A 12,319-nucleotide genomic window follows, 5' to 3' on the forward strand; every position below is an offset into this window, starting at 1 on the left:
TTCAAATCCTGTCTTCCCGATATTCCCAAAAACATGGGGCCTTAGCTCAGCTGGGAGAGCGCCTGCCTTGCACGCAGGAGGTCAGCGGTTCGATCCCGCTAGGCTCCACTTATTTCAATATCATTTATGGCGGTGTAGCTCAGCTGGCTAGAGCGTACGGTTCATACCCGTGAGGTCGGGGGTTCGATCCCCTCCGCCGCTACCATAAAGGACCTTTAGCTCAGCTGGTTAGAGCAGACGGCTCATAACCGTCCGGTCGTAGGTTCGAGTCCTACAAGGTCCACCATTAGAAGTTTATATCTCGGAGGTATACCCAAGTTCGGCTGAAGGGATCGGTCTTGAAAACCGACAGGCGGCGAGAGTCGCGCGGGGGTTCGAATCCCTCTACCTCCTCCATTTTTTCTAAATTAAATATTTTATCGTCGCGGGGTGGAGCAGTCTGGTAGCTCGTCGGGCTCATAACCCGAAGGTCGCAGGTTCAAATCCTGTCCCCGCAACCAAGGTCCCGTGGTGTAGTGGTTAACATGCCTGCCTGTCACGCAGGAGATCGCCGGTTCGACCCCGGTCGGGACCGCCATTTTTACATAAAGGCTCGGTAGCTCAGTCGGTAGAGCAGAGGACTGAAAATCCTCGTGTCGGCGGTTCGATTCCGTCCCGAGCCACCATTTTGAAGTCGCAAGCCGGCTTAGCTCAATTGGTAGAGCAACTGACTTGTAATCAGTAGGTTGGGGGTTCAAGTCCTCTAGCCGGCACCACTTTCAAAATGAGCCATTAGCTCAGTTGGTAGAGCATCTGACTTTTAATCAGAGGGTCGAAGGTTCGAGTCCTTCATGGCTCACCATTTACAATTTAATGCGGGTGTAGTTTAGTGGTAAAACAAGAGCCTTCCAAGCTCTGGTCGAGAGTTCGATTCTCTTCACCCGCTTTTCAATTATGGGCCTATAGCTCAGCTGGTTAGAGCGCACGCCTGATAAGCGTGAGGTCGATGGTTCGAGTCCATTTAGGCCCACCATAATTGTTCCGCAGTAGCTCAGTGGTAGAGCTATCGGCTGTTAACCGATCGGTCGTAGGTTCGAGTCCTACCTGCGGAGCCATATTTATAGAGAAGTACCCAAGTGGCTCAAGGGGCTCCCCTGCTAAGGGAGTAGATCGCGAACGCGGTGCGAGGGTTCGAATCCCTTCTTCTCTGCCAGAACTGGCCCGTTGGTCAAGTGGTTAAGACACCGCCCTTTCACGGCGGTAACACGGGTTCGAATCCCGTACGGGTCATACTAAAAGAGATAGCATAATCTGCTATCTCTTTTTTGTTGTGTAAAAGTGGACTTTGGATAGTCTGCTTTTTTATGTTGTCATTATTGTCGAGTCTTGTCGATAAGTCGATATTCCTTGTCGAATCGCCGATATAATTTGATTTACGGTCGATATATTATAAAAATCGTTGATATATTTAAATAATCGTCGATATAATTTCACTTACCAATAAAAATGGAACTATTTCACGTTCACAATCTAAAGAAAACGCCTCCGTTGAAATGGATTCCATACCTGATCCAATAACTTTACACTCTATGTGAAAAAGTTCACAAATAGGTCATAATTTGTGAATTAATTCACAATAATACGTGCTACAATATGAGTGTAAAGAAGTTAAACAACATTAAATTAGTATTTTAATTAATTACTTAAACAATCATAAAAAAATAGATGTGAACAATAGAGAGGGGAAATTACCATGAAAAAAGGTATCAATCGTGTAGTATTAGTAGGAACAGGAGCTGTAGGTTGTAGTTATGCTTACTCAATGATCAACCAAGGTGTAGCTGAAGAATTCGTATTAGTAGATGTTAATGAAGCAAAAGCAGAAGGGGAAGCAATGGACTTAAGCCATGCGGTACCATTCTCTCCATCACCAACAAAAGTTTGGAGCGGTAGCTATGCAGATTGTAAAGATGCAGATTTAGTAGTTATCACTGCTGGATTACCACAAAAGCCAGGTGAGACTCGCTTAGACTTAGTTGAGAAAAATACAAAGATCTTTAAACAAATCGTTCGCGGTATTATGGATAGCGGATTTGATGGAATCTTCTTAATCGCAACTAACCCAGTTGATATTTTAACTTACGTAACTTGGAAAGAATCTGGTCTACCAAAAGAGCGTGTAATCGGTTCTGGTACTACTTTAGACTCTGCTCGTTTCCGTTACATGTTAGGTGACTACTTAAATGTAGATCCACGTAACGTTCATGCTTACATCGTTGGTGAACACGGTGACACTGAACTTCCAGTATGGAGCCACGCTACTATCGGTGTACAAAAACTAGAAACAATCTTAGCTAACAACGAACAGTACAAACAAGAAGACTTAGACAAAATCTTCGAAAACGTACGTGATGCAGCTTACCATATTATCGAGCGTAAAGGTGCAACTTACTACGGAATCGGTATGTCACTACTTCGTGTAACTAAAGCAATCTTAAGCAATGAGAACAGCGTATTAACTGTATCTGCATACCTTGAAGGACAATACGGTGAGAAAGATGCTTTCGTAGGTGTTCCAGCTGTTATTAACCGCGATGGTGTACGTGAAATCGTAGAACTTGAGCTAAATGAAGATGAAAAAGCGAAATTCGCTCATTCTGTAAAAGTATTAAAAGAAACAATGGCACCAGTACTATAATAATTGTTAAATCATTCAGGGGCGGGATACTGCTTCCTACCTCTGAATTTATATAATTTCATATAAATTCCTTTTCCGGTTTTCCTTGTATATCCCCAATATACCCCTTTTGCTGGATCAGGGTCGTTTATAGAAAAGAGCACTCTACTTTATATAGAGTGCTCTTTATTATTATTTTTTAGGCGTTAATCCTAATTTCTTTAAAATATCTGCCAGTGTACCGCTTTTTGATTTTTCAGCAGCTGTTTGTGATTTAGATGCATCGGGACCTTTTTTCAAGAAGTTCTTTTCAACGAAGCGAATATCTTTTTCGTCAACAATACCATCTTTGTTTAGGTCACCGTCTTTCACAGATACTCCTTTTTTACCATAGTTGCTAGCGATAATTTCAGCATCTTTTATATCAATTACTTTATCTCCATTTACATCACCGGCAAGGTTTTCATCAAGGCGTGCATAATAATATTGGCCAAGCAGCTTACCATCTTTTTCAGTACCTAATTTTGTTGTTAGGCGACTTGTTAAATGCCCTGGTACTTCTACAAATAAGTTATAGTCACGTTTATTAACAGGAAGTCCATTTAGTTTGAAGTATCCGTATTTGTCTAGTGAGCCTTCAAACTTATGACGGTAAGAATCAGTTGCATATACTTTTACGCCAAGCTTTGTATAATCGAATTTCTCATCTAAATAGCCACGTTCATTTAAGAATGCACCAGGTTTAATATTTCCTTCTACTAGTGAGTTTAAAGACATAACTGAGAATGTTTGATCTTGAAGGACACGCATTCTATTTGGCTCTGTTTCTCCTGGTTTCCAGTATACAAACACTGGTGACTCTAATTGAGCATTTGCCTCATAAAACTCATCATTTTCTACTTTGAATGTTACATCAATGAATGGGAAATCACCATCTAATCCAGCGAAGTTTTTGTCATCAATAGTACCGCCTACTGTAACAGAACCTTCTTCTAGTTTCGGTTCATTTACTTTTGCTGTTACCCCTTTTTCAGAAAGGAGTTTTTCAAAAGCAGGATTCAATTTCGCATTTGTAAATTTGAAGTTCTTCTCTAGGAATTTTACGTTAAATTCCCCAGCAACGAATTGTTTTACGTGTTTCGCGTTTAGGGTTACTGTGAACTCGTCCCCTTTATATAATTCTTTTTTATCATAATTAGCCTTTGCATATTGAGCTCCTTGCTGGATAAACCAATAATTATTTACACCGCTTGGATAGTCAGGACCTGCAGTTGCATAATCGAAAATATACACGCCTGTGTTCATTGGACCTTCCACTTTAAAGGATTCAGGAGTAATGCCAACTTTAAAGTCACCATTTGCATTAATAGGTAAAAACTTATGCAAGTATGGAGAATAGTCATAATACATAACTCCGTTTGCTTCTTGCGTAATGTTTACCCCTTTTCCTTTTAAGTAGTCAACGTTTGAATCATACACATTTCCTTTAATCCAGAGTGCTTTTTTACCATCTTCTACTGTATAATTTTCTTCATTTAACTCGTAAATACCAGGTTTTAATCCAGTTAATTTCACTTCTGGCGGTGTGTTATCGATGATGACATAATCACCTTTCACACGTGCTTTCCCATCTTTATCATAGCCAACAAATTCAATTGTGTAATCGCCTTCTGGTAAATCAATTTTCTCATCACCGATTGGTTTTGCAGGATCATTTGTAAAAGGATATACTTTTCCGCTAAAGAATGCATCTAAGTAGTAATAAACATCCGTTTGCAGTCCACTCGTGTTTAACGTCCCAAGGAAGCCAAGCGCTTTATTTGTTTTTGAATCTTTCACGATAAGGTCTAACGTTTCCAGATTGCTGTTTAATTGGAATGCCCCGTGCACGTATGATTCGCGGTAAGGATTAAATTTAGTTGTATCCGTTGAAATAGATTTTCTAGATAGAACAGCGTCTTCAATACCAGGTTCTGATACACGAATAGAGAACGGAATTTGGTACGTTTCTTCTTTATTTTTCGTATTTGTAATATGAATATATCCTTCATATCGGCCTTGTTTTACACCGGCTGGAACATTAATTTTTGCTTCAATTTCACCTGATTTGCCAGCATCAAGTGTAATTGTTTCTGGAACAGAAACTTTTACACCGTTTGCGGTAGCATCGTTAATAGAAGAAGATGCTGGTGTATAAGAAATTTCTGTTTTAAATTCTTTTTTCTCTTGTTTATTATGGTTTTCCACTTTTATATTTCGTTTTTGTTCAAGAGCTTCACCGTCTTTTTGATAGAACTTTCCGAATGCAATGGATCCAGTTTCTTCAGGGACTTCAATTACTTCATCATTTACAACTGTTTTTGTTGTATCTAGCACTTTAAAACTAGTTTCCGTATGAACGGCGTTGTACGCATCTACTCGTCCAGCTCCAACTTCATATACGGAATACTTTTCTTTTAAATCATCAGCTGTGTTCATAAGAGATGCCTTTACATCGAATGGAGAGTATTCTGGGTGTTCTTGTAAAATAAGAGCAGCAACGCCCGCGATATGAGGAGAAGCCATAGATGTTCCTTGCATACGCTCGTAGGAAACGTCATAGTTTTCGCCCTCTTGTGGGTCGTTAATATATTCAGGTACTGTTGAAAGTACAGCAACACCAGGAGCTGTAATGTCAGGTTTAATATCATCATTTGATGTAACAGGGCCGCGTGAGCTAAAGTCTGCAAGATGATCGCCTTCTGTTTGAATATAACTAAGTTCGTCAAAAGTAAAGGATGTATTACCTTGTTCGATTTGAGCTTTTAGTTTTTCACCGTCTTCTTTCGTTAGGCGGAATGCGGGAATGTATTTTGTACTTTCGCCAACATAGAAAGGAATCTCTCCATCCACATTGTTATAAATAATAACGGCTTTTGCACCAGCTTGTTTTGCATTTGCGATTTTTTCATCAAATGAGAGTGTACCGCGTGCAACGAGAGCGATTTTTCCTTTTACATCTTTTTTACTAAATTCATCAGGCGTACCGATTCCTACCGATTCGATAGATAACGTTTGTCCCTTGAAATCTTCTATTTTATCAGTGAAGTTTTTGCCAAATAAAATCAAGTTAGGGAATTGTACTTGTCCAGCATGACTTGATAGTTTCGGTAAGGAAATAGAGCTATCACTAGCTCCAACCGTAATCGCAAAGGGAGAAGCACCTGGTGATCCGAGTGTCGCTGGATTTGGTCCAGAGTTACCAGCGGCAACGACTGTAACGACACCAGAAAGCATTGCGTTGTTAACAGCGATAGATGTTGGATCAAGCGGATTGTTGCTCTCATCACCTAACGATAAGTTAATGACGTTCATACCGTCAGAAATAGATTTATCGATTGCAGCAATAATACCTGAACTAGCTCCACTTCCGTATGGACCGAGTACACGATAGTTATATAGTTCAATGTCAGGTGCAACACCTTTTACTGCGGAATCTGATGTGTTTTTCTTTTGCGCAGAAACGATACCTGCTACGTGAGTACCATGCGCGGTGTAGAAGGAAGAGCCACGATCATCAAATTCAGGAGCGCCAGATTGTTGCCATTCTGTATAAGTTGTTTCCATCGGATCTGCGTCGTTATTAATAAAGTCCCAACCTTTTACGGAGTTTGGATCTATCTTGCTAGAATCTTCGCCAGGTTTTGCGCGATAGCCTTTATACACGTCTTTTAAGTCAGGATGATTGTAATCAATACCTGTATCTAATACACCAACTTTAATTCCTTTTCCGGTAATACCTTCGCTATGTAACTTATCGACCCCAATTTGCGGAATGCTATCTGTTAGTTTTTGAGGTGCTTTTTGCTCAGAGTGTTTTGGTAAATTTAATTTCACTTCGTAATCTTTCCAAATACGTTTTACAACACCAATCCGCAACAATTCTTCTACTGTATTTGCAGGTAATGTCAGCGCAACCCCATTTATCGCATGTTTATAAGAACGTTTAATTTGTACAGACTGGAAATTCCCTGACTTTACTGATGGGCTGAAATGATAAAGACGTTTTAGTCCTTTTTGAAATTCCTCATGTTCTTGATCAATACGTGCTTTTATATTTTCAGGAGCAGCTTGTAACCCTTTTTCTTTTTGTTTTAATTCATTAATCTTTACTGGAGCTGTTTGAAATTCTACAATGATATTTACAGGTTCAGAACTACTCGTATTAATATCTGGCGAGATAGTAAAACCAGGGTTGGCATCTAACGTTTGTAATGCCTGACGCTGTTCTTTAGAAAGTTTTGATAGTAAAGACTGGGCGTTTGAAGAGTCAATTTGGTTAATAGGATTTTCAGCAAGTACATTGAACGGAAGGGCAGTTGAAAATAGAACGCCAGCCGTTACAATTCCGGTAACAAAACGATTTTTCTTTTTCATGTATAAGCCTCCGATAATTTATATTTTAAAATTTATTTCTCCGTGCCTGGTGTTTGCTTTGCATGGAATGTCCAGTTTAGCTGTAAGGAATCACCCTGGAATTTATTTTGATCTTGTTCGTTGTCTTCAAAGGAGAAGAGCACGTGTAAATAATCTGTTTCACCAGATTTAATACCGTCTATTAAGTTATGACGTTCTAGAGAAGTAGCCACATCCTCAGGTTTCATAGTTTTTAATTGTGATAGTTTTGTTTCCCACAAAATTTCATGATCATCGTTTGGATTAGATGGCTTTCCATCATTCACTAAAAATTTGACGATGATGTAATCGCCTAAATCTTCACCATCATTATTTTTCTTTGCATCTGTAACTTCATAGGATGTTTCAAGTGCTACTTTTGCAATATCCAATGTTCCTTTATTTTCAAGCGTGAAATTCTTTTCAATAAAGTCACCTGGTTTTAAATCTTTCACATCAACGATTACACTTGGATTAATAGAAAGATCTAGTGTTCCAGCTTGAAATGAGTTACTAGATGTTTCAGAATCACTGAAGTAGGCGAATACACCGCCGAATGTAAGGGATAAGCCAAGCGTTGCTGTGACAACTCCCATTCCAACCTTTTGTTTTAATGACATAAGAAAGCCCCCTAATTAAATTTTTATAGCGACTGTTCGTAACAAGGATAAATAAGTAAACATAGTAGTCCGCTATGAATTATAGTTACGAAAAGTTACTGTTCTTTATTGAGAACAAGTATATGCTTATCAATTTTCCATTTCAATACAATTGTGACGAAAAATGTTGAGAAACATTTTTTATGGTAGATTATTTTGTTACGATTTTAAGTGGAAAATAGCGTGAAAAAGGGGATAAAGCGAATAAAATAGAGGTTGAGAAATAAATAGTAAGATGAAAGCCTAGTAAAAAATGAAGCGTTTTCAATGAATATTCGTCAAAATTCGATATTTTATATAGAAATGTGAAAAAAATTAAACATTTTTAAGAAAAAAACGTATATTTTTTATAAATTAACAAGGATATTTCAGTTTTTCGCAGAATTGATAAAGTATAAAAAATTCTGTCATCTTAGTGAGGTGAGCATATTGAGTGTAATAAATTGTGAAGAAGTGAAACGAGATGAGTTTCATACCGAAAAGTACTATGAAAGTTATAACATCTTTGGCGCACATATTGTGACGGAAGATGAGATGCGAGGTGTACGATTTACAGTATGGGCTCCTCATGCGAAAGCAATGAGTGTTGTTGGAGATTTTAATGAATGGGATTATGAGCAACATAAGATGCTGCAAGTGACAGAAGAGGGAATTTGGTCCCTATTTATACCGCATATAGAAGAAAGAGAAATATATAAATATGCGATTGAAACGATGGCTGGTGATGTCATTCTCAAGGCAGATCCGTATGCTGTGTATGCAGAAGTAAGACCGAATACGGCATCTGTAGTTTTTGATATAAAGGGATACGAATGGAATGATAAAAACTGGAGCCGTAAGAAAAAGAAAAAGTCGGTTTATAAAGAAGCGATGACAGTTTATGAATTACATTTCGGTTCTTGGAAAAAGAAAGAAGATGGAACACTGTACTCTTACAGGGAAATGGCAGAAGAACTCATTCCTTATGTGGTGGAACATCAATTTACACATATTGAAATTATGCCGCTTGTTGAGCATCCATATGATCGTTCTTGGGGATATCAAGGAACGGGATATTATGCAGCAACGAGTAGATTCGGCACGCCATATGATTTGATGCATTTTGTCGATGAATGTCATAAATATGGAATCGGTGTCATTTTAGATTGGGTGCCGGGGCATTTTTGTAAAGATGCTCACGGTTTATATTTGTTTGATGGGACACCGACTTATGAATATAAAGATAAAGATGTGCAAGAAAATCCAGTATGGGGAACTGTCAACTTTGATTTAGGAAAGAGGGAAGTACGTAATTTCTTAATTTCAAATGCGTTATTTTGGATGAGATATTTCCATATTGATGGTTTCAGGGTGGATGCAGTTGCGAACATGCTGTACTGGAATAAAGAAGGACAAGAGCAAAGTAATGAGCACGCTGTTTCATTTTTACGAGAGTTAAATGAAGCGGTGTTTGCAGAGGATGAAGATTTTCTTATGACAGCAGAGGATTCAACAGCTTGGCCACTTGTAACAGCTCCAACATATGAAGGTGGGCTTGGATTCAATTACAAATGGAATATGGGCTGGATGAATGACGTGCTGAAATATATGGAATGTGCGCCAGAGTACAGAAAATATATTCATGATAAAATGACGTTCTCTTTACTATATGCTTACTCTGAAAATTTCATATTACCGCTTTCTCATGATGAAGTCGTTCATGGGAAAAAGTCGTTATTAAATAAAATGCCAGGAGACTACTGGGATAAGTTTGCTCAACTTCGTTTATTATATGGATATTTCTTTACTCACCCAGGAAAGAAATTACTTTTCATGGGAGGAGAATTCGGGCAGTTTGATGAGTGGAAAGACCTTGAAGATTTAGATTGGAATTTACATGATTTTGAAATGCATCGTTATATGCATGATTACTTTAAAGAGCTCATAGCATTGTATAAGCGCTCTAAACCACTTTGGCAGCTTGATCATTCGCCTGAAGGTTTTCAGTGGATTGATGCTAATAATAATGAGCAAAGTATTTTCTCTTTTATCCGCCAAGGGGATAAACAAGAAGATGCGTTAGTTGTCGTATGTAATTTTACGAAAGCTACATATGAAAACTATAAAGTAGGTGTACCAGATTTCGAGTATTATAACGAGATTTTAAACAGTGATGCTGAGCAATATGGCGGATCAGGGCAAGTAAATAAGAAACGTCTGAAGGCGATTCAAGAACCGTATCATAATCAAGCAGCACATGTAGAAATTACAATTCCACCATTTGGCGTATCCATATTACGACCAGTGAAGACGAGAAAGGGGAGCAAAAAACAAGATGGCTCAAAAACAAAAGTGCGTAGCAATGTTACTAGCAGGGGGAAAAGGTAGTCGATTAAGTGCATTAACAAAAAATTTAGCCAAGCCAGCTGTTCCATTTGGTGGTAAATATCGCATTATTGATTTTACGCTAAGTAACTGCGCGAATTCTGGTATTGAAACGGTTGGGATTTTAACGCAATATCAACCACTAGAACTTCATAATTATATCGGAATTGGCAATGCGTGGGATTTAGACCGAGTAAGCGGTGGAGTCACAGTATTACCTCCTTATGCGGAGTCTTCAGGTGTGAAGTGGTACACAGGTACGGCAAGTGCCATTTATCAAAACTTAAACTATTTAAGTCAATATGAGCCAGAGTATGTTCTCATTTTATCAGGTGACCATATTTATAAAATGGATTACAGTAAAATGCTAGATTACCATATTGAGAAAGAAGCGGACGTTTCGATTTCTGTTATTGAAGTGCCTTGGGATGAAGCGAGTCGCTTTGGCATTATGAATACGAACGAAGAGATGGAGATTGTTGAATTTGAGGAGAAACCGCAATTTCCAAGAAGTAATCTTGCATCAATGGGAATTTATATTTTTAACTGGGCAATTTTAAAAGAGTATTTAGAAATGGATGCAAGAAACCCTGAATCTAGTAATGATTTCGGAAAAGATGTACTTCCGCTTTTATTAGATGAAGGGAAGAAGCTAATGGCGTATCCGTTTGAAGGATATTGGAAAGATGTTGGTACAGTGAAGAGCTTATGGGAAGCCAATATGGATTTACTGCGCGATGAAACATCACTGAATTTAAACGACCGTGACTGGCGTATTTATTCTGTTAATCCAAACGAACCGCCTCAATATATTGCTGAAAAGGCAAAAGTAGAAGAATCACTTATTAACGAAGGATGCGTCATCGAAGGGGACGTGAAGCATTCTGTATTATTCCAAGGGGTGACGGTGGAAGAAGGTAGTATGGTTATTGATTCTGTCGTTATGCCAGGAGCGAAGATTGGCAAAAATGTTGTGATTGAAAGGGCAATTGTTGGATCGGAAATGGTTATTGAAGATGGAACAATTATTCGTCCGGAAAAGAATGTTGACGATGTAGTACTCATTGCTGAAGGGAAATAGAAAAGGGGGATGAAATGAATGGGAGAAAAAATGTTAGGAATTATTAATGCAACGGGAAGTTTTCCTTCCTTAAAGAAAGTAACAGGGCATCGTTCACTAGCGGCGTTACCGTTTGGGGGCCGTTATCGACTCATTGATTTCATGCTTTCAAATATGGTGAATTCTAATATTCATAGTGTGGCAGTTTTTACAAGCCATAAAAACCGTTCACTAATGGATCACGTTGGTTCAGGCAAACAGTGGGATTTAGATAGAAAACGAGACGGACTGTTTTTATTCCCGCCAAATTGCCAATGTGATCAAGATGAATTTGGATCTTTTGCACATTTTAGAAGACATATTGATTATTTTCTAAGAAGCAGAGAAGAGTACGTCGTGATTACGAATAGCCATCTCGTAACAGCATTAAATTTTCAAGCAGTGTTAGAGCGACATATACATACGGCAGCTGATATTACGGAAGTTTGCCATGAAGGGGTTTCGCTTCAAACATACGTGTTAAAGAAACAATTATTGTTAGACTTATTTGAGGCATATAAAGATATGGAGCAATATAGCTTATTCGATGTAGTGAGAGAAAAGCGCGGGAAATCACTGCATATTGCTACGTATGAGCATACAGGATATGTAGCTATTATTGATTCCATTGAAAGTTACTATAAACATAGCTTAGAAATTTTACAGCCTGCTATTTGGAAGCAACTATTTAAGAAAGAAGCACCAATCTTTACGAAAGTAAAAGATGAACCACCAACTCGTTATGTAAAAGGTGCAGCTGTGAAAAATACAATGATTGCAAACGGCAGTATTATCGAAGGTGAAGTAGAAAATAGTGTTGTCTCCCGTTCTGTTAAAATTGGGAAAGGTTCAATTGTTCGTAATAGCATTATTATGCAAAAGAGCCAAATTGGAGATAATTGTATAATAGACGGTGTTATTATTGATAAAGACGTGAAAATTGGTGACGGTGTTGTCTTAAAAGGAAACGCCGATGAGCCATACGTTGTAGAAAAAGGAAGCGTTCAAAACAGTACGATTAATAGTTATTCTTAAGAAATCAGTGGGGGTCTTTCCTCCACTGATTAAAGTTTTAATTTAAATGAAAACTCGAAGGGAGGAAGCTGC

The 12,319-nt window shown here is 38.4% G+C and carries 6 protein-coding genes and 14 tRNA genes; 18 read left to right on the forward strand and 2 right to left on the reverse strand.

The genetic code is table 11. The features are described from left to right. Positions 1-35 precede the first annotated feature (35 nt). From MR147_RS23890 to MR147_RS23960, 15 genes are all read left to right on the forward strand, one after another. A tRNA-Ala gene (locus tag MR147_RS23890) sits at positions 36-108 on the forward strand. 20 nt (positions 109-128) lie between these two features. Beyond that, positions 129-205 (forward strand) — tRNA-Met (locus MR147_RS23895). Between the two features lie 4 nt (positions 206-209). Further along, positions 210-286: transfer RNA gene (locus tag MR147_RS23900), tRNA-Ile, on the forward strand. A gap of 17 nt (positions 287-303) precedes the next feature. Continuing rightward, positions 304-396: transfer RNA gene (locus MR147_RS23905), tRNA-Ser, on the forward strand. 27 nt (positions 397-423) lie between these two features. Then, positions 424-500 (forward strand) — tRNA-Met (locus MR147_RS23910). A 1-nt stretch (position 501) separates the two neighbouring features. Beyond that, positions 502-577, forward strand: a tRNA-Asp gene (locus MR147_RS23915). Positions 578-589: 12 nt separating this feature from the next. Then, positions 590-665 (forward strand) — tRNA-Phe (locus MR147_RS23920). Between the two features lie 14 nt (positions 666-679). Beyond that, positions 680-755: transfer RNA gene (locus tag MR147_RS23925), tRNA-Thr, on the forward strand. Positions 756-765: 10 nt separating this feature from the next. Next, positions 766-841, forward strand: a tRNA-Lys gene (locus MR147_RS23930). A 13-nt stretch (positions 842-854) separates the two neighbouring features. Further along, a tRNA-Gly gene (locus MR147_RS23935) sits at positions 855-925 on the forward strand. Positions 926-935: 10 nt separating this feature from the next. After that, positions 936-1,012: transfer RNA gene (locus MR147_RS23940), tRNA-Ile, on the forward strand. Positions 1,013-1,019: 7 nt separating this feature from the next. Beyond that, a tRNA-Asn gene (locus tag MR147_RS23945) sits at positions 1,020-1,094 on the forward strand. A gap of 7 nt (positions 1,095-1,101) precedes the next feature. Beyond that, a tRNA-Ser gene (locus MR147_RS23950) sits at positions 1,102-1,192 on the forward strand. A gap of 5 nt (positions 1,193-1,197) precedes the next feature. Then, positions 1,198-1,269, forward strand: a tRNA-Glu gene (locus MR147_RS23955). 463 nt (positions 1,270-1,732) lie between these two features. Further along, positions 1,733-2,677, forward strand: a complete 945-nt coding sequence (locus MR147_RS23960) for an L-lactate dehydrogenase (RefSeq protein WP_071736687.1) — start codon at positions 1,733-1,735, stop codon at positions 2,675-2,677. Between the two features lie 171 nt (positions 2,678-2,848). On the opposite strand, the gene MR147_RS23965 is transcribed toward MR147_RS23960, so the two are convergent. Both MR147_RS23965 and MR147_RS23970 read right to left on the reverse strand, forming a co-directional pair. Beyond that, positions 2,849-7,072 (reverse strand): S8 family serine peptidase, encoded by a 4,224-nt coding sequence (locus MR147_RS23965; protein ID WP_074606160.1) that lies wholly within the window; start codon positions 7,070-7,072, stop codon positions 2,849-2,851. Positions 7,073-7,104: 32 nt separating this feature from the next. Next, positions 7,105-7,710, reverse strand: coding sequence for a CalY family protein (locus MR147_RS23970; RefSeq protein WP_074606158.1), 606 nt, complete (start codon positions 7,708-7,710; stop codon positions 7,105-7,107). A gap of 468 nt (positions 7,711-8,178) precedes the next feature. Between MR147_RS23970 and glgB the strand changes: the two genes are divergently transcribed. Genes glgB through glgD form a run of 3 tightly spaced genes read left to right on the forward strand, consistent with a single transcriptional unit; the run spans position 8,179 to position 12,247 of the window. Further along, positions 8,179-10,116, forward strand: a complete 1,938-nt coding sequence (gene glgB, locus MR147_RS23975; RefSeq protein ID WP_074606156.1) for a 1,4-alpha-glucan branching protein GlgB — start codon at positions 8,179-8,181, stop codon at positions 10,114-10,116. Beyond that, complete coding sequence (gene glgC / locus MR147_RS23980) at positions 10,064-11,194, forward strand: glucose-1-phosphate adenylyltransferase (protein WP_000057611.1); 1,131 nt, start codon at positions 10,064-10,066, stop codon at positions 11,192-11,194. Before glgB ends, glgC begins: the two co-directional genes overlap by 53 nt. Before the next feature lie 18 nt (positions 11,195-11,212). Further along, positions 11,213-12,247: a glucose-1-phosphate adenylyltransferase subunit GlgD gene (gene glgD / locus MR147_RS23985; protein WP_074606154.1), complete on the forward strand. Its 1,035-nt coding sequence runs from the start codon at positions 11,213-11,215 to the stop codon at positions 12,245-12,247. The last annotated feature ends 72 nt before the right edge of the window (positions 12,248-12,319 follow it).

Source organism: Bacillus cereus group sp. BfR-BA-01350 (assembly GCF_022663775.1).
In the GTDB taxonomy this organism is placed as follows: Bacteria; Bacillota; Bacilli; order Bacillales; family Bacillaceae_G; genus Bacillus_A; species Bacillus_A paranthracis.

Bases quoted from the DNA above. Each gene is read 5' to 3' on its own strand.
- MR147_RS23960 (WP_071736687.1), top strand. From the start codon at position 1,733: ATGAAAAAAGGTATCAATCGTGTAGTATTAGTAGGAACAGGAGCTGTA.
- MR147_RS23965 (WP_074606160.1), bottom strand. From the start codon at position 7,072: ATGAAAAAGAAAAATCGTTTTGTTACCGGAATTGTAACGGCTGGCGTT.
- MR147_RS23970 (WP_074606158.1), bottom strand. From the start codon at position 7,710: ATGTCATTAAAACAAAAGGTTGGAATGGGAGTTGTCACAGCAACGCTT.
- glgC (WP_000057611.1), top strand. From the start codon at position 10,064: ATGGCTCAAAAACAAAAGTGCGTAGCAATGTTACTAGCAGGGGGAAAA.
- glgD (WP_074606154.1), top strand. From the start codon at position 11,213: ATGGGAGAAAAAATGTTAGGAATTATTAATGCAACGGGAAGTTTTCCT.